The organism is Parabacteroides leei (genome assembly GCF_023369805.1).
Classification (GTDB): Bacteria; Bacteroidota; Bacteroidia; order Bacteroidales; family Tannerellaceae; genus Parabacteroides; species Parabacteroides leei.
The window spans coordinates 82,787-99,607 of sequence record NZ_JAMBQG010000011.1; the positions used below are offsets into that span (position 1 = coordinate 82,787).

Below are 16,821 nucleotides of genomic sequence, written 5' to 3' on the forward strand. Positions count from 1 at the left end.
CAAAAAGATGACAGACAAGGAAGTATTGTTATTACGACGCAAACTAGATCTCTTGCTTCGTACCGGTAAATTATTGATGGAAAGTGCTGCCGACACGAACCGTATTGAACGGAACATGAAACGAGTAGCTGCATTTATGGGTATTCCGGAAGAGAAATTACATCTCGATATCCGGTGGACGATGATCATGGTAAATGTCAGTGACGAAAGAAACTCATTCTCCAAATTCCAGAAATGTGAGAAACACGGTATTAACATGACCGCAATCTCACAGATCAGCGATCTTTCATGGCGCGCTATCGAGGAAGATTACTCACTGGACGAATACGAAAATGAATTGGAGAAAATTGCGGCAAAACCGCGTAACTATATTCCTTATGTAGTGGCCATCGGCGCCGGATTTGCCTGCGGAGGATTCTGTAAACTGTTTGGATGCGACTGGATCGCTTTCCTGTTTGCTTCCATTTGCGCATTCATCGGTTTCAGGGTACGTGCCCGTTGCGTCGAAGCCGGCCTGAATGTCTATATGAGCATAGCCCTCGCCGCTTTCGTATCCACCTGCCTGGCCTATGTTTCCTCTTTCTCGGGACTATCCGATACGCCCTATCATCCGTTGCTGGCATGTGCCTTGTTCATCGTACCGGGAGTGCCGCTGATCAACTTTGTGGACGATATGCTCGACAACCATTTGCTGGTAGGGATCACCCGTGCGGCGAATACGGCCATGATGGTAGGCGCCATGACTTTCGGTATCGCGTTTGCCATGCGTGTACTTGTGATGGGGGACATCACGATCGACCATAAATTCAGTGAACTAAGTATGGTTCCTCACGACCCGTATTATGTATATGCAATTGCTGCGGCTATTGCTGCGATGGGATTTTCGATGATCTTTAATATACAACGCCGCTTATTATGGGTGGTAGCAATCGGAGGGATCATTGCCGTATGTACACGCAACTTTGTGAATTTCGAATTGGGTTACGGTCCTGTGATCGGTTCGTTTATGGGAAGCTTCGTAGTGAGCCTCCTCGCAGTGAAAGCGGTGCATTGGTTCCATGTACCCAACCACGTACTGACAATACCCTCCGTCATCCCGATGATCCCCGGGGTCTTGATGTACCGGTCATTATTGGCATTCATCGACCTGCACGGAGTAGTCGGTGAAGTGACGAATGCATTCTTCAACGGCATCAATTCAGCCCTTATCATCCTCTGTATCTCGCTGGGGGTTGCCGTTCCGAACATCTTTGCCCGCCAATACATCGCCAAAGACCGCAAACGGTATCTACAGGAAGAGCTGGAGAAACGCCGGCAACGCGGAAAGTTCCTTGAATGGTAAAATAAATCATAACGATACAAACAACAAGAGGCTGTTCATTTAATATATGGGGCAGCCTCTTAAACATTTTATACGATAGCGACTGAAACAACTATATTTTTAACAAAGAAATACACAACAAGGAATTTCACCCTACTTTAGATTGGAACCAAAAATAATTAGTTCCGGATGAAGATTTTAAACAAATGAGCTCCGAATTGTTCCATATCAGAAAGTTATTGGTCTATTTAGGTACACACCTCAAATTAGTTTAAAGTTTAACTAAATGCAAAAAAGCCCAAAAAGTAATATGTTACAGTTTCCGGCAGGTTGTTTTCGTAATATTGCAACCTTGAAAACAGATTGAAAAGGTTAATTAGAATTGTATGGGAGAAACAAAAGGTTATGTTTCGCAGGTTATCGGGCCGGTTGTGGATATTCACTTCGATACTGAAAAAGAAGGAAAAACAGTACTACCCCGTATCCATGACGCCATGGAGATAGCCCGCCCCAATGGAAAAACGTTGATTGTAGAAGTACAACAACATATTGGGGAAAACACAGTCCGTACAGTCGCTATGGATACGACAGACGGACTGCAGCGAGGAGTAGAAGCCGTTTCATGCGGCTCGCCTATTACCATGCCGGTCGGCGACCAGGTAAAAGGGCGTTTGATGAATGTTACCGGTGATTCGATCGACGGGATGGAAGAACTGGACCGGAAAGGGGCACTTCCCATCCATCGCGAACCGCCGAAGTTTGAGGATCTGACAACCAGCAAGGATGTTCTTTACACAGGTATTAAAGTGATCGACCTGCTGGAACCCTATTCCAAAGGGGGTAAGATCGGACTTTTCGGAGGAGCCGGTGTAGGTAAGACCGTTCTTATCATGGAACTTATCAATAACATTGCTAAAAAGAATAACGGTTTTTCCGTCTTTGCCGGCGTGGGCGAACGTACCCGCGAAGGTAACGACCTGTTGCGTGAAATGATACAGTCGGGTGTGATCCGCTACGGCAAAGAGTTCAGGGAAAGCATGGAAGCCGGACATTGGGACCTGTCGAAGATAGATCACGAAGAACTGGCTAAATCGCAGGCTACATTGGTATTCGGACAGATGAACGAACCGCCCGGAGCGCGTTCGTCAGTGGCATTATCCGGATTGACCATCGCCGAGTCGTTCCGCGACCTGGCACCCGAAGGGGAAACACGCGATATCCTGTTCTTTATCGATAATATATTCCGCTTCACCCAGGCAGGGTCTGAAGTATCCGCCTTGCTGGGACGTATGCCGTCGGCCGTAGGGTATCAACCGACACTGGCTACCGAAATGGGGGCCATGCAGGAGCGTATCACCTCGACAAAGAAAGGTTCGATCACTTCGGTGCAGGCTGTTTATGTACCTGCCGACGACCTGACGGACCCGGCACCGGCAACCACTTTTACGCACCTGGATGCCACCACCGTATTGAGCCGCAAGATCACCGAATTGGGTATCTATCCGGCTGTCGACCCGTTGGAATCGACTTCCCGTATCCTCGACCCGCTGGTCGTTGGAAAGGAACATTATGAAACGGCCCAGCGCGTAAAACAGATCCTTCAACGAAACAAGGAACTGCAGGATATCATTTCTATCCTGGGTATGGAAGAGCTTTCGGACGAAGACCGCCAGACAGTGAACCGTGCCCGCCGCGTTCAACGTTTCCTGTCGCAGCCTTTTGCCGTGGCGGAACAGTTCACCGGCATACCGGGTGTTATGGTCTCTATTGAAGACACGATCCGTGGTTTCAATATGATCATGGATGGTGAAACAGACAATATCCCAGAACAGGCCTTCCTCAACGTAGGTACGATTGAAGACGTGATCGAGAAAGGGAAGAAACTGGCAGAACAAGCAAATTAATAACGTATGGAACTGGAAATCATATCTCCCGCAGGCATCTTGTTCAAAGGTGAAACAGACTACGTCTCTTTTCCGGGTATCGCCGGATCGTTCGACGTATTACCTCATCATGCCTCCATGATAGCCGCGCTGGAAGAGGGCGTTATCCGGTATCAGACAAAAGAAAAGAAAGAACGACAAGAAATAAAAATACAGAGCGGATTCGTTGAGATAAAAAACGATATCCTGTCCGTATGCATCGAATAAACAATACGATCATGAGCGGTAGATTAAGAATGAAGCTAATGGGCTTAATCACTTTTATTAATGTAGTTATTGGTGTCACTTTAGGAGGGTTGTTATATACCATCTGGCCTTCGGTCTATTTTGACTGGTACCCATCCATCCCGGTTTTCTACTGGTTGATGGCCATGCTGATGACTTTCTTTCTGGACCATGTAAAACGAAAACATGGCGATGTCACCATTGTTACATATATGGTAGTCCGGCTATGCAAAATCATACTTGCGCTCGTCTTTCTATGGTTATATGCCGCGATGGTCGGCCAGAACCTGAAAGCTTTCGGATTTACGATGATGTTGTTTTATTTCATTTATCTCGTACTGGAAACATATACAATGTATCTGTTTGAGAAAAAAAGAATGCTAAGAGAGAAAAGAGAAAAAGATGAACAGAATAAAAAATAAATACCTGTTTTGGTTTACCTTTCTCCTACTGGCCTGTATCGGTGCCCCTATAAATGCGGCCACCACAGGCGACGAACCGGGAAAGGTAGATGTGCAGGATATCGTATTCTCGCATATTCGGGATGCCTATACCTGGCATATTACCGAATGGAACGGCAAGGAAATCTCCATACCGCTTCCCGTTCTGGTCAGGAGCGAAGAGCGCGGATGGGATATGTTCCTCTCCTCTCACCTGCATCACGGCAACGTACATCATAATTACTACGTGGCAGGAGAAGGCGAACATGCCGGAAAAGTGGTGGAGAAGAACAGCCGGGGCGAAGAGGTAAAGCCGCTCGACCTGTCGCTCACCAAAAACGCAGTCGGCCTGTTGCTCAGTTGCGGGATATTGCTTTTCATCGTCCTCAGGACAGCCCGCTGGTATAAGAAGCATCCTTACGAAGCACCCGGCGGATTTACCGGACTGATGGAGATGGCGGTCATGTATATCAATGAAGGAGTGGTAAAGGAAGGGATCGGAAAGGAATACAAACCTTTTTCATCCTACCTGCTGACGGTATTCTTCTTTATCCTGATCAATAACCTGATCGGTATCATCCCGATCTTTCCGGGAGGAGCCAATGTCACGGGCAATATTGCCGTCACGGCGGTACTGGCAGGATGCACGTTCCTGGCGGTAAACCTGTTCGCTACCAAAGAATACTGGAAGGAGATATTCTGGCCGAATGCACCGCTGTTCCTGAAGTTGCCGTTGCCGATCATGCCCTTTGTGGAATTTTTCGGCATACTAACGAAGCCATTCGCCCTGATGATCCGTCTGTTTGCCAACATCATGGCCGGCCATACGATCATCCTGGCACTTACTTGCCTGATATTCATCACCGCCTCGATGGGAGTAGCCATAAACGGGACAATGACGGTCGTATCCGTACTGTTCACCGTGTTTATGAACTGTCTCGAGTTGTTGGTGGCATGTCTGCAGGCCTATATATTTACCCTGCTGTCGGCCAATTATATCGGACTGGCTAAAGTAAGAGAGTAAACAAACATATTTATTAAAAACAAGGTTACTAATTAAAAGATTAAAAACTATGTTATCAGCAATTTTATTACAAGCAGCAGCCGGCGCAGGCTTAGCTAAACTAGGTGCAACAATGGGAGCCGGATTAGCAGCTATCGGCGCAGGTATCGGTATCGGACTTATCGGAAAAGGTGCAGTTGAAGGAATCAGCCGTCAACCGTCGGCAGCCGGCGATATCCGTACATCCATGCTTATTATGGGTGCGTTGGTAGAAGGGGTTGCCCTGTTTGCGATCGTGGTATGTTTCTTAGGATTGTTCCAATAAAATAAAGTAAACTATGTCATTGCTCACACCAGACGCAGGGCTTTTATTCTGGATGATCCTTTCCTTCGGAATTGTCTTTGTCATTCTTTCCAAATATGGATTCCCGGTGATTATCAAAGCCGTGGAACAACGGAAAGAATACATAGACCAATCCCTCGAGTCGGCCCGCCAGGCAAACGAACAGCTTGCCGGCATACAGGCCGAAAGCGAAAAGATCCTTGCCCAGGCAAGGGAGCAGCAGAATGAGATCCTGAAACAAGCCCTGGTTGAAAAAGAACAGATCATCAGCGAAGCCCATCAGAAAGCTTCCGCTGAAGCCCATCTGCAGGTAGAAGAGGCAACGCGGCATATACGGGAAGAAAAAGAGAAAGCGATCCGTGAAGTCCGTACCGAAATAGCCGATTTGTCTGTCGCTATTGCAGAGAAAGTAATGAAAGAGAAAATCAGCCGCACGGATGAACAGGAAAAGATCATCAACGGGCTGCTCGACAATGTTTCGTTTAGTAAATCATAATATATGGATGTAGGTACAATCTCTTCCCGGTATGTCAAAGCGCTCTTTTCACTTGCTAAAGAGAAAAAGCAGGAGACCCGGGTATATGATGATATGAAGATGCTGATGGTCAGTTTCGAAGAACAACCGGGACTGAAAACGGTACTCGACAACCCGATCATTCCCGAAAAGGAAAAGATCCGGTTGCTCACTACCGCCGCCGGCCTGGAAGTATGCGACCTGTTCGCACGCTTTATCCGCCTGGTGTTGCAGCGTAAAAGGGAAAGCCTGTTACCGCTCATGGCATATATATATATCCATATGTACCGGAAAGACAAGAAGATCACCCGGGTATTGTTCAAGACACCGGTACCGGTGGACGAAGCGACCCAGGAGCATCTGAAGAAGCGGTTGCAGGAAGAAACCGGCGACACCATCGAGTTTACGGGAGTGCTCCGGCCGGAACTGATCGGAGGATTCGTTCTCCGGATCGGCAACATCCGGATCGACGCCAGTTATTCACGTCAACTCCGGGAGATAAGAAACAAGCTGATCGAAAGAAATTAAAAAAGAAAAACGTATGACAGACCAGATAAAAGTAAGTGAAGTTTCCGCCATATTACGCGAGCAACTGGAAGGTATCAATACCAGTATCCATCTGGAGGAAGTAGGTACCGTGCTTCAGGTAAGCGACGGGGTGGCACGCATCTATGGACTGGATAATGCGGAAGCCAACGAACTGCTGGCTTTCGACAACGGCATGGAAGCCATCGTTATGAACCTGGAAGAGGATAACGTAGGTGCCGTATTACTCGGCCCGACCGACCAGGTAAAAGAAGGCGATACCGTAAAACGTACCCGCCGTATCGCTTCCATCAATGTAAGCGAAAACATGATCGGCCGTGTGATCGACCCGCTGGGTAACCCGATCGACGGGAAAGGTGAGATCACAGGAAAGAAATACCAGATGCCACTGGAACGGAAAGCGCCGGGCGTTATTTTCCGCCAGCCGGTCAATGAACCGCTGCAGACGGGAATCAAGGCTGTAGATGCCATGATACCTATCGGACGCGGCCAACGTGAATTGATCATCGGCGACCGCCAGACAGGTAAAACCTCCATCGCGATCGATACCATTATCAACCAACGCAGCAACTACGAAGCAGGCAACCCTGTTTACTGTATCTATGTTGCGATCGGACAAAAGGGTTCTACTGTTGCCTCTTTGGTCAATACGCTGCAGGAAAAAGGTGCTATGGACTACACGATCGTTGTCAGTGCCACGGCTTCCGACCCGGCAGCCATGCAATATTTCGCTCCTTTTGCCGGTGCGGCTATCGGTGAATACTTCCGTGACAGCGGACGCCATGCCCTGGTCGTTTACGACGACCTGTCCAAACAGGCCGTTGCTTACCGCGAAGTATCCCTGATCCTGCGCCGTCCTTCCGGTCGCGAGGCTTATCCGGGTGATATCTTCTACTTGCACTCCCGTTTGCTGGAACGTGCAGCGAAGATCATCAACCAGCAGGAAGTGGCTTGCGAGATGAACGACCTGCCGGACAGCATGAAAGAGATCGTGAAAGGTGGCGGTTCATTGACTGCCCTGCCGATCATCGAAACACAGGCGGGTGACGTCTCGGCTTATATCCCGACCAACGTGATCTCCATCACCGACGGACAGATATTCCTGGAAACAGACCTGTTCAACCAGGGAAACCGTCCGGCTATCAATGTAGGTATCTCGGTATCCCGTGTAGGCGGTAACGCCCAGCTGAAAGCGATGAAGAAAGTGGCCGGTACTTTAAAGATAGACCAGGCACAGTTCCGCGAACTCGAGTCGTTCACCAAATTCGGTGGCGAGATGGATACTGTTACCGCTTTTACCATCGACAAAGGACAAAAGAATACCCAGCTATTGATCCAGCCCCAATACAGCCCGATGCCTGTCGAACAACAGATCGCGATCCTGTATTGCGGAACAAAAGGTTTATTGAAGGAAGTGCCGCTGGAGCATGTTCACGATTTCGAGAACGCATACCTGCAGACATTAATCACCAACCACCAGCACGACGTACTCGACGTACTGAAATCGGGTGTGATAAACGATGACGTCTGCCGTATCCTGGAGGAAACAGCCCGCCAGGTAAGCGGTGCATACAAAGCTGGTTGAATATAGAAACTAAATTATGGCATCACTGAAAGAGATAAAAATCCGTCTTGCATCGATCAGGAACACGCAGAAGATCACTTCAGCCATGAAGATGGTATCTTCTGCCAAACTACATCACACGCAGACGATTGTCGAACATATGCTTGCATACGAAAGTAAGCTGAGCGCCCTGTTGAACGGAACCCTGGCAGCCGAAAGCGAACTGAATTCACCTTATACCGCCCAACGGGAGGTAAAACAGGTTGCTATCGTCGCCTTTTCGTCCAATACGGGTCTGTGTGGTGCTTTCAATGCCAACGTATGGAAGGAACTGTCTACCCGCCTTCACCGGTATGAGGCGGATGGTATCGCTGTGCGCCTGTATCCTGTCGGTAAAAAGATAGCCGACGAACTTCACAAAGCAGGGTATCAGACAGACGACAGTTTTCTGCTGATCGCAGACAAGCTGAATTACGCAGATGCCAGCAAGCTGGCATCTGCGCTGATGACGCTTTATATTTCCGGAGAAGCAGACCGGGTAGAATTGCTCTACCATCATTTCAAGAATATGGCGGAACAGGTACTGACCGAAAAGGTATTCCTGCCGGTCACTCTGCCGGAAATAGATCCGGCACATTCATCGGCCAACTATATACTCGAACCGTCATCCGAACATTTGTTGGCCTTGTTGCTCCCGAAAGTGCTTCACTTACATATCTATACGACATTGCTCGACACCGTTACAGCCGAACATGCCGCCCGTATGCTGGCCATGCAGACGGCCAACGACAATGCGAACGACCTGATCCAGGAACTGACACTCCAATATAATAAAACCCGCCAGCAAGCCATCACCAACGAATTGTTGGATATCATGGGAGGAGCGGGATAATACAACCTCATTACCTCTATAAAGGACGAAGCTCCGGCGAAATCACTTCGGCGGAGCTTCTGGCTTTAAAATTATTATTGAACAATATTCTAACAACCAAATTTTATAAATTTAATAGAAGAATAATATCATTAGTTGCGCGGTTAATACGCGTAAAAACATAGTCAAAGGATAAACCGTTGCATACCCCACAGCCGGTGCATCATTTCCTGCCGTAGCATTTGCATAAGCCAGTGCAGGAGGATCGGTCGTACTTCCGGCCAGTAATCCCATCAACGTATAATAGTTCAGTTTAAAGAAATGCCGTCCTACCAGTCCGATAATCAATAAAGGCAACATCGTGATGATGAAACCGTAACCGATCCAGGCAAAACCTCCTTTATTCACGATCGTATCCACAAATCCATCCCCGGCACTCAAACCTACACAGGCAAGGAACATGGTTATGCCGACCTCCCTCAACATCAGGTTAGCACTCTGGGTGGTATAAGTAACCAATTTATAACGGTATCCGAACCGGCTTAACAGGATAGAAACAACCAACGGGCCACCGGCCAAACCCAGTTTGATTGGCTGCGGAATCCCCGGAATAGAGAAGGGAATACTACCCAGAATAGCTCCCGACAAAATACCAACCATCGTCGGTATAGGAATGTCCGTTATAAAATGAATGGCTAATGCTGTTATAACACCAAGAAAGACAATTCCGCAAGCCAATCCGTTCAAGGTCATCCCCCCTTTCTTAAAGGAAGAAAAGAACCCCGGTCCTACCTGCATACCTACCGAATAGACAAACAGGATCAATCCGAACTCCTTAAAGAAGTGGATAACAGCGGGATTGATGGTAAATCCGAAATGCCCCAGTAAAATACCGACAAACAAAACCAACGTTATTCCCAGAGAGATACCAAATACCTTGATCTTTCCCAACTGGATACCGACAGCAATCACCAGCGATAATAAGAGGATGGAATGTCCTATTCCCTCTCCCCATAACAACTCATTTATCCACTTCATAACAATTTATTTTTAATTTCTTTCTATAACGGCATATTACCATGTTTTTTCGGTGGATTAGTCAGGCTTTTATTTTTAGGCATTTCCAATGCCTGTATGAGTTTGTAACGAGGATTCACTTCGCAAGCATAAAAATATTTCTTTATTTCATTCAGGCAGGAATTGCACAAACAACCCGGATAATGCATTTTCACATAGGCCAGTTGAAGCTCATCCAAATTCACAGGTGCACATTGGCAGGTAGTAATATTTTCTACCCGGCAGATAAAGGAGACACCACAACGCGGACAATCTTTCTCCATGATCTAATAACTTTTATAATAAATAATCTTTTCGAATTCGTATCCTAACCCACGAGGATATGAACCTTTAACGAACGGCAGGTCTTCTGACTGACTCCCATCCTGAAACCTTCCCGACATACGTCAGTGGCAATAAGTAATTCTCAGAATGTTGAACGGAGCTTCACAGCAGCGGGACTGTCCGGGATTTACACCCGATTCCCTTTTAATCTGTATTTCCGGAACCGAAAACACAGAACCATTTCAATGCAAATGTATAGAAAAATTACTCATTAAATACTCCTTTTTCATATATTTTTTTTGCCTTCCGGTAAAAGCCTCTGAAACATAAGAGCTAACGAAATAGAATTACAGATTTTACTTTTGGACAACAAAATAACCAATCTAAATTACAAAGTTTCCCATTTCTCAAAACAACACATATGATTACCAGATAGTTGACAAATATTAACTAGCAAAAAGTTTTCCAAAAAGAACACCGTATATAGTAACAGTATACCTTTGCAAACATAAAAAAAGTATTACACACCAATAGAGCTATCATGATACAAACAGTTATTAAACGGGATGGACGTATCGTCGGATTTAATGAGGAAAAAATTGTAACGGCAATCAGAAAGGCCATGTTACACACTGAAATAGGAGACGATTTGCAGCTGATTCGCCAGATCGTAGACCATATTTCATTCAAAGGAGAACCACAAATGACAGTGGAAGCGATTCAGGATGCAGTCGAACTGGAACTGATGAACAGTAGCCGTAAAGACGTAGCACAAAAATACATCGCTTACCGTAACCAACGCAGCATTGCCCGTAAAGCGAAAACGCGCGACATGTTCCTGGAGATTATCAATATCAAATCGAACGATATCACCCGTGAGAATGCGAATATGAACGCGGACACACCTGCGGGTATGATGATGAAGTTCTCCAGCGAAACGACCAAACCGTTCGTCGATGACTATTTGTTAAGCGAAGAGGTAAAGGAAGCTATCTCCAACAATTACCTCCACATTCATGATAAAGATTATTACCCTACCAAGAGTCTGACCTGCGTACAGCATCCGTTAGACCGTATACTTAAATATGGTTTTTCTGCCGGACATGGCGAATCGCGCCCGGCTAAACGTATCGAAACAGCCAGTATCCTGGGATGTATCTCACTGGAGACAGCTCAGAACGAAATGCACGGCGGACAGGCAATCCCGGCTTTCGACTTCTATCTGGCTCCTTATGTACGCAACAGTTTTATCGAAGAGATTAAAACACTGGAAGAGTTGAACGGAGCCGATTATTCGCATCTCTACCAGATAGAAGTTGATGATTACGTAAATACTCCGTTAGACGGCCTGACAGGCGACCAGCGGATCATACAGCATGCTATCAATAAAACGACCAGCCGTGTACACCAGTCGATGGAAGCCTTTATCCATAATATGAACACCATTCACTCACGTGGTGGCAACCAGGTGGTATTCAGCTCTATCAACTACGGGACAGACACTTCGGCCGAAGGACGTTGCATCATCCGCGAAATACTGAAAAGTACCTACCGTGGCGTCGGCAACGGCGAAACGGCTATCTTCCCGATCCAGATATGGAAAAAGAAACGTGGCGTAAGTTATCTGCCGGAAGATCGTAACTACGACCTGTATACGCTGGCCTGCAAAGTTTCTGCCCGTCGCTTCTTCCCTAACTTCCTCAACCTGGATGCCACATTCAACCAGCACGAAGATTGGAAAGCAGACGACCCACAACGTTATATGTACGAGGTAGCCACTATGGGATGCCGTACCCGCGTATTCGAGAACCGTTTCGGACCGAAGACTTCTATCGGACGCGGAAACCTATCCTTCTCAACCATCAATATCGTACGCCTGGCTATCGAATGCATGGATATCGAAGATAAGGAAGTTCGTATTGCTCGTTTCTTTGCGAAACTGGATGATATGTTGGAAGTGACCGCCCGACAGCTTCACGAACGTATGGAATTCCAGAAAACGGCTTATGCCAAACAGTTCCCGCTATTGATGTCTTCACTTTGGTTGGGTAGCGAGAAACTGAAACCCACCGACACGATCGCCTCTGTTATCAACCAGGGTACACTGGGTATCGGATTTATCGGATTGGCAGAATGTTTGGTTGCGCTTACCGGCAAACATCATGGTGAAGATGCAGCTTCCCAGGAATTAGGCCTGAAAATCGTAACGTATATGCGCGACCGTGTCAATCAGTTCTCCGAACAATATCAACATAATTATAGCGTATTGGCAACTCCGGCAGAAGGCCTTTCCGGCAAATTCACCGGAAGAGATCGCAAGAAATTCGGCTCACTTCCCGGTATTACCGACCGCGACTATTATACCAACTCCAACCATGTTCCGGTATATTATAAATGCAGTGCCCGTCATAAGGCAGAAGTGGAAGCACCTTACCATGCATTAACCGGTGGTGGTCATATCTTCTATGTCGAAATAGACGGCGACGCGACTCACAACCCGGAAGTAATCATGAAGGTAGTCGATATGATGGACAAATATAATATCGGTTACGGTTCGGTAAACCACAACCGCAACCGTTGCCTTGACTGTGGTTTTGAAAACGCTGATGCTCATATCGACACATGTCCGAAATGCGGCAGCCAGCATCTGGACAAACTGCAACGTATCACCGGTTATCTGGTAGGAACAACCGACCGTTGGAACAATGCTAAATTATCAGAATTGAATGACCGTATTATTCATAACTAAAAAAATAATTGAATATTCTTAAGCTATGCTTTCGATTATCGACATTATAGAAGACACAACCGTAGACGGTCCGGGCTTCCGGACCGCTATCTATGCAGCGGGATGCCCGAACGAATGCCCGGGTTGCCACAATCCGGAATCGTGGGATATAAAGAAAGGTAAACCGGTTCCTACAGAAGAAATATTGGAAAAGGTACTGGCCGACGAATTTGCCGATGTCACATTCAGTGGCGGCGATCCGATGTTCCAGCCGGAAGGATTTACCGAACTGGCACGCGCCATCAAAGCGAAAAGCCGGAAAAATATCTGGTGCTACACCGGGTATAAGTTTGAAAAACTATTGGAAAACCCGAAACAGGCAGCCTTGCTTCAATACATTGATGTACTGGTGGACGGGAAATTCAAACAGGCTTTGCACGATGAAAGTTTATTATTCCGTGGTAGCAGCAACCAACGGTTGATCGACGTAAAGAAATCACTGAAAGAAAAGAAAGTGGTTTTCTACAATTATAATCCGTTTATCTGAAATCATAAAAGGATATTTTCACTCACAAAAAGGGCTATCATTCAAAACGATAGCCCTGATATATTTATATGAAAAAATCTTACAAATTATTGATTTCTTCTTCGGAAAGACCGGTGCACTTCATGATAAAATCTAAAGAAAAAGTTTATTCCTTCCCTGTGGCAAACTTACGTTTGAATAATATAGGCGATACCCCCCTGTGTTTCTTAAAGAATTTTCCGAAGGATGACTGATCGGAAAAATTCAGCATGTCGGCTATTTGCTGAATGGACAAATCCGGATTCCGCAAAAGTATCTCGGCTTCGCGCATCAAAGCCTCACTGATCCATTGGTTGACAGTCCTTCCACTGAAACTTTTCATTATACGCGACAGGTATTCGGGGGTAATGCACAATTCGCCGGCATAAAAAGAAACAGTATGTTCTGTCCGGCAATGTTTGTTCAGCAACTGGATAAACAGGAAAAGCAATACATCTTTTGCCGGTGGATTCGGATTTACTTTATGGCGGTTTGCCTGATAGACGATGTTATTCATCTCCAGTAAAAAGCCACGGAGTTCGTTCAGGATGATATCGCGTTGCCATGCATGTTCCGTACGGTCGATATTCCGCTCGATACGGCAGAGGCAATTTTCTAATAAAAGACCTTCCTCTTCGTTCAGATGTTGGATAGGACGACTATGCAGGGAAGCGATATAAGCAGCAGGCATACGACGGCTGTTTAACATGATCTCGGAAAACAGATTACGATCGATGATCAGATGATAGCCTTTGAAATCAGAAGAAACACGGAAGTTCTTTACCGAGTGCATATCCATTATATTCAACAACAGATTATCAGATAAATGATAGGTAAAATCATCTATGGTAATCTCTATGTCTCCTTGCCGAACCAGAAAGATGGAAAAGGCATCCAGGCGAATAGAAACATCTTCTTTGAATCCCGGATTCCTGTGATTGTTACCATCCATTCTCACAATAACCAATTTATCCTGATAGGACTTCAGATTCATTTTAAAACGAAGCAAGTCCGCAATACTTAGCTGTAAAAAAGATTCTTCCATATCCATTTTCATAAGGCTGCAAAGATAAAAAATATATCCGAAAGCAGCTCCGGATTGGTTTTATACAACCATTTTGCGGACGTCCGCAAAATGATCGCACAACATATTAATCAACCGATAAGAAATAATTATATAGAAATACATGCTTTATTCAATATCTATTTTTATATTTGTAACAATTTAATAAAAACGGAGACTATGAAAACAGAAGAAATTAAAGAGTTATTTACTCAATTTGAGAGTATTGTTTGTGATTACAATGGAGTAGAGTGTTGGAGTGCAAGAGAATTATATCCCTTATTAGGATATTCCCAATGGCGTAACTTCCTACCAGCCATAGAAAAAGCCAGAATAGCATGTAAAAATGCAGGCGAAGATACAACCTATCATTTTGCGGACGTCCGCAAAATGATCAGCCTAGCCAAAGGTGCTGAAAGAGAAGTAGATAACACTCTACTCACCCGCTACGCATGCTACTTAATTGCGCAAAATGGCGATCCCCGGAAGCCTGAAATAGCTTTTGCACAAAACTATTTTGCCGTACAGACCAGACGCGCAGAGCTTATAGAACAACGCCTATTAGACTATGAACGCATCAATGCACGCACCAAACTAGCCGAAACAGAAAAGCTACTTTCCGGCGTTTTATACGAAAGAGGCATAGACAGCAAAGGCTTTGCCACCATACGTTCCAAAGGGGATAAAGCGTTGTTTCGTATCGATACCAAACTACTCAAACGCAAATTAGGAGTACCCGACAGCCGCCCTCTTGCAGATTTTCTGCCTACAATCAGTATAAAAGCTAAGGACTTTGCAGCAGAAATGACCTCCGTCAATGTGCAGCAGAACGATTTATACGGACAAACCTCCATCGAAAACGAGCATGTGGATAACAACCTGGCCGTAAGAGACATGTTGGTTAGCAGAGGCATATTTCCCGAACAATTTCCTGCCGGGGAAGATATAAAAAAGGTAGAGAAACGTCTGAAGAAAGATGCTAAAAAGCTAAATGACCCCAAGAAGAAAAAGTAGTAGGCGGCTTCCCCGCTGCTGTTCAAATTTGGAACAAATATATTCATTTTTCGACCATCGTTGTTTTGCTAAAAAGTCGGACATTTGCACCGGTTATTAGTTAAGGCAGTAAATATCAAAGAGTAGAAAACTATTCTCATTCGAATATCACCCTATTGATATTTTAATTTTGGAAGAATCCGCTGCCGGGATTTTAAATAAACAATTACGAAAAAATGAAGAAAAATTTATTTGCCAGATGCCTGAGCGGCATCGGGGTAGGGCTTCTTTGCCTTATAGCCAGTTCTTGTAAGGAACAACCGGCTATGCAGGTGAACAATGAGTACAAAGTACTGAAAGTGTCCACAACCGACAAAACCCTGAGCAGCCTCTATTCTGCTACCATCCGCGGACGTCAGGATATCGACATTTATCCGCAGGTCTCAGGATTTATCACCCGGTTATGTGTAGAAGAAGGACAAGCTGTACAGAAAGGTCAACTACTGTTTGTCATCGACCAGGTCCCTTATCAGGCGGCCCTGCAAACAGCAATTGCCAATGTGGAAGCTGCACAGGCTGCACTGAACACGGCAAAACTGACGTTCGACAGTAAAAAAGAACTGCATGCACAAAATGTAGTATCGGCTTTCGACCTGCAAACTGCTGAAAATTCATGGTTAAGCGCCAAAGCACAGCTGGCCCAGATGAAAGCACAGGAACTGAGTGCCCGCAATAACCTTTCATACACAGAGGTAAAAAGTCCGTCCAACGGAGTTGTCGGAACACTCCCCTACCGTGTCGGAGCGTTGGTCAGCGCCAATTCGCCAAAACCGTTGACAACAGTTTCAGATAATTCGAACATGTATGTCTACTTTTCCCTGACGGAAAATCAACTATTGGCCCTCACCCGCCAATACGGTTCCAAGCAGAAAGCTTTAGAAATGATGCCGGAAGTCGAATTGCTACTGAATGATAAATCCGTTTATCCGGCAAAAGGGAAAGTCGAAACGATCAGTGGAGTCATCGACCGCAATACCGGAACAGTCAGCCTGCGTGCCGTATTCCCGAACGAAGAAGAGATCCTTTACAGCGGCAGTTCCGGAAACATTATCCTGTCTACAGAGAAATCGGGCAGTATCGTGATCCCGCAAACAGCCACATTCGAAATACAGGATAAAGTATACGTTTATAAAGTCATAGATGGCAAAGCGACATCGGCTCAGGTCAATATCACCCGTGTGAACGGAGGCCAGGAATATATCGTGAACGAAGGCCTGAAAGTCGGTGATGTGATCGTTGCCGAAGGTGTAGGTTTGCTACGCGAAGGAACTCCGATCCAGGTTAAACAATAATAGGAAGAA

16 protein-coding genes, 2 pseudogenes and 1 riboswitch are annotated in these 16,821 nt (G+C 45.9%); of the genes and pseudogenes, 14 read left to right on the top strand and 4 right to left on the bottom strand.

Features of this window, described 5'->3' with window-relative positions; all coding sequences use genetic code 11:
* Window positions 1-7: 7 nt before the first annotated feature.
* From M1P97_RS15945 to M1P97_RS15990, 10 genes are all read left to right on the top strand, one after another.
* Window positions 8-1,342 (top strand): threonine/serine exporter family protein, encoded by a 1,335-nt coding sequence (locus M1P97_RS15945; RefSeq protein WP_195372333.1) that lies wholly within the window; start codon window positions 8-10, stop codon window positions 1,340-1,342.
* A gap of 365 nt (window positions 1,343-1,707) precedes the next feature.
* Complete coding sequence (gene atpD, locus M1P97_RS15950; RefSeq protein ID WP_195372334.1) at window positions 1,708-3,225, top strand: F0F1 ATP synthase subunit beta; 1,518 nt, start codon at window positions 1,708-1,710, stop codon at window positions 3,223-3,225.
* A 6-nt stretch (window positions 3,226-3,231) separates the two neighbouring features.
* Complete coding sequence (locus M1P97_RS15955) at window positions 3,232-3,471, top strand: F0F1 ATP synthase subunit epsilon (protein ID WP_195372335.1); 240 nt, start codon at window positions 3,232-3,234, stop codon at window positions 3,469-3,471.
* An 11-nt stretch (window positions 3,472-3,482) separates the two neighbouring features.
* Complete coding sequence (locus M1P97_RS15960) at window positions 3,483-3,911, top strand: hypothetical protein (protein ID WP_195372336.1); 429 nt, start codon at window positions 3,483-3,485, stop codon at window positions 3,909-3,911.
* On the top strand, window positions 3,892-4,953 hold the full coding sequence (gene atpB, locus M1P97_RS15965; RefSeq protein WP_195372337.1) for a F0F1 ATP synthase subunit A: 1,062 nt from the start codon (window positions 3,892-3,894) through the stop codon (window positions 4,951-4,953). The genes M1P97_RS15960 and atpB overlap by 20 nt, the downstream gene beginning before the upstream one ends.
* Before the next feature lie 49 nt (window positions 4,954-5,002).
* On the top strand, window positions 5,003-5,257 hold the full coding sequence (gene atpE, locus M1P97_RS15970; RefSeq protein WP_195372338.1) for an ATP synthase F0 subunit C: 255 nt from the start codon (window positions 5,003-5,005) through the stop codon (window positions 5,255-5,257).
* A gap of 13 nt (window positions 5,258-5,270) precedes the next feature.
* Window positions 5,271-5,771: a F0F1 ATP synthase subunit B gene (gene atpF / locus M1P97_RS15975; protein WP_195372339.1), complete on the top strand. Its 501-nt coding sequence runs from the start codon at window positions 5,271-5,273 to the stop codon at window positions 5,769-5,771.
* Window positions 5,772-5,774: 3 nt separating this feature from the next.
* On the top strand, window positions 5,775-6,317 hold the full coding sequence (locus M1P97_RS15980) for a F0F1 ATP synthase subunit delta (RefSeq protein WP_249389587.1): 543 nt from the start codon (window positions 5,775-5,777) through the stop codon (window positions 6,315-6,317).
* A 13-nt stretch (window positions 6,318-6,330) separates the two neighbouring features.
* Window positions 6,331-7,920, top strand: coding sequence for a F0F1 ATP synthase subunit alpha (gene atpA, locus M1P97_RS15985; RefSeq protein WP_195372341.1), 1,590 nt, complete (start codon window positions 6,331-6,333; stop codon window positions 7,918-7,920).
* Window positions 7,921-7,936: 16 nt separating this feature from the next.
* Window positions 7,937-8,791, top strand: coding sequence for a F0F1 ATP synthase subunit gamma (locus M1P97_RS15990; RefSeq protein WP_249389588.1), 855 nt, complete (start codon window positions 7,937-7,939; stop codon window positions 8,789-8,791).
* A gap of 111 nt (window positions 8,792-8,902) precedes the next feature.
* Here the strand turns inward: M1P97_RS15990 and M1P97_RS15995 are convergent, their stop codons facing one another.
* From M1P97_RS15995 to M1P97_RS16005, 3 genes and pseudogenes are all read right to left on the bottom strand, one after another.
* Window positions 8,903-9,808, bottom strand: coding sequence for an aspartate-alanine antiporter-like transporter (locus tag M1P97_RS15995; RefSeq protein WP_249389589.1), 906 nt, complete (start codon window positions 9,806-9,808; stop codon window positions 8,903-8,905).
* A 23-nt stretch (window positions 9,809-9,831) separates the two neighbouring features.
* A pseudogene (locus M1P97_RS16000) lies at window positions 9,832-9,918 on the bottom strand (acyl-CoA carboxylase); the annotation flags it as partial.
* 51 nt (window positions 9,919-9,969) lie between these two features.
* A pseudogene (locus M1P97_RS16005) lies at window positions 9,970-10,110 on the bottom strand (cysteine-rich CWC family protein); the annotation flags it as partial.
* Window positions 10,111-10,169: 59 nt separating this feature from the next.
* Window positions 10,170-10,368, bottom strand: a riboswitch (cobalamin riboswitch).
* A 284-nt stretch (window positions 10,369-10,652) separates the two neighbouring features.
* On the opposite strand from M1P97_RS16005, the gene M1P97_RS16010 reads away from it, so the two are divergent.
* Window positions 10,653-12,860 (top strand): anaerobic ribonucleoside triphosphate reductase, encoded by a 2,208-nt coding sequence (locus M1P97_RS16010; protein WP_195372344.1) that lies wholly within the window; start codon window positions 10,653-10,655, stop codon window positions 12,858-12,860.
* A gap of 25 nt (window positions 12,861-12,885) precedes the next feature.
* The gene (nrdG, locus tag M1P97_RS16015; RefSeq protein WP_195372345.1) at window positions 12,886-13,386 is read left to right on the top strand and encodes an anaerobic ribonucleoside-triphosphate reductase activating protein; all 501 of its coding nucleotides are present in this window, start codon (window positions 12,886-12,888) and stop codon (window positions 13,384-13,386) included.
* A 145-nt stretch (window positions 13,387-13,531) separates the two neighbouring features.
* On the opposite strand, the gene M1P97_RS16020 is transcribed toward nrdG, so the two are convergent.
* Complete coding sequence (locus tag M1P97_RS16020; RefSeq protein WP_249389590.1) at window positions 13,532-14,449, bottom strand: helix-turn-helix domain-containing protein; 918 nt, start codon at window positions 14,447-14,449, stop codon at window positions 13,532-13,534.
* A gap of 198 nt (window positions 14,450-14,647) precedes the next feature.
* On the opposite strand from M1P97_RS16020, the gene dinD reads away from it, so the two are divergent.
* Entirely contained in the window at window positions 14,648-15,481 is an 834-nt protein-coding gene (dinD, locus tag M1P97_RS16025; RefSeq protein WP_195372347.1) for a DNA damage-inducible protein D, read from the top strand.
* A gap of 215 nt (window positions 15,482-15,696) precedes the next feature.
* On the top strand, window positions 15,697-16,812 hold the full coding sequence (locus M1P97_RS16030; protein WP_195372348.1) for an efflux RND transporter periplasmic adaptor subunit: 1,116 nt from the start codon (window positions 15,697-15,699) through the stop codon (window positions 16,810-16,812).
* Window positions 16,813-16,821 lie beyond the last annotated feature (9 nt).

Bases quoted from the DNA above. Each gene is read 5' to 3' on its own strand.
- M1P97_RS15980 (WP_249389587.1), top strand. From the start codon at position 5,775: ATGGATGTAGGTACAATCTCTTCCCGGTATGTCAAAGCGCTCTTTTCA.
- M1P97_RS15945 (WP_195372333.1), top strand. From the start codon at position 8: ATGACAGACAAGGAAGTATTGTTATTACGACGCAAACTAGATCTCTTG.
- M1P97_RS16010 (WP_195372344.1), top strand. From the start codon at position 10,653: ATGATACAAACAGTTATTAAACGGGATGGACGTATCGTCGGATTTAAT.
- atpE (WP_195372338.1), top strand. From the start codon at position 5,003: ATGTTATCAGCAATTTTATTACAAGCAGCAGCCGGCGCAGGCTTAGCT.
- M1P97_RS15960 (WP_195372336.1), top strand. From the start codon at position 3,483: ATGAGCGGTAGATTAAGAATGAAGCTAATGGGCTTAATCACTTTTATT.
- atpB (WP_195372337.1), top strand. From the start codon at position 3,892: ATGAACAGAATAAAAAATAAATACCTGTTTTGGTTTACCTTTCTCCTA.
- nrdG (WP_195372345.1), top strand. From the start codon at position 12,886: ATGCTTTCGATTATCGACATTATAGAAGACACAACCGTAGACGGTCCG.
- M1P97_RS15990 (WP_249389588.1), top strand. From the start codon at position 7,937: ATGGCATCACTGAAAGAGATAAAAATCCGTCTTGCATCGATCAGGAAC.
- M1P97_RS16030 (WP_195372348.1), top strand. From the start codon at position 15,697: ATGAAGAAAAATTTATTTGCCAGATGCCTGAGCGGCATCGGGGTAGGG.
- dinD (WP_195372347.1), top strand. From the start codon at position 14,648: ATGAAAACAGAAGAAATTAAAGAGTTATTTACTCAATTTGAGAGTATT.
- M1P97_RS15995 (WP_249389589.1), bottom strand. From the start codon at position 9,808: ATGAAGTGGATAAATGAGTTGTTATGGGGAGAGGGAATAGGACATTCC.
- M1P97_RS15955 (WP_195372335.1), top strand. From the start codon at position 3,232: ATGGAACTGGAAATCATATCTCCCGCAGGCATCTTGTTCAAAGGTGAA.
- M1P97_RS16020 (WP_249389590.1), bottom strand. From the start codon at position 14,449: ATGGAAGAATCTTTTTTACAGCTAAGTATTGCGGACTTGCTTCGTTTT.
- atpF (WP_195372339.1), top strand. From the start codon at position 5,271: ATGTCATTGCTCACACCAGACGCAGGGCTTTTATTCTGGATGATCCTT.
- atpA (WP_195372341.1), top strand. From the start codon at position 6,331: ATGACAGACCAGATAAAAGTAAGTGAAGTTTCCGCCATATTACGCGAG.
- atpD (WP_195372334.1), top strand. From the start codon at position 1,708: ATGGGAGAAACAAAAGGTTATGTTTCGCAGGTTATCGGGCCGGTTGTG.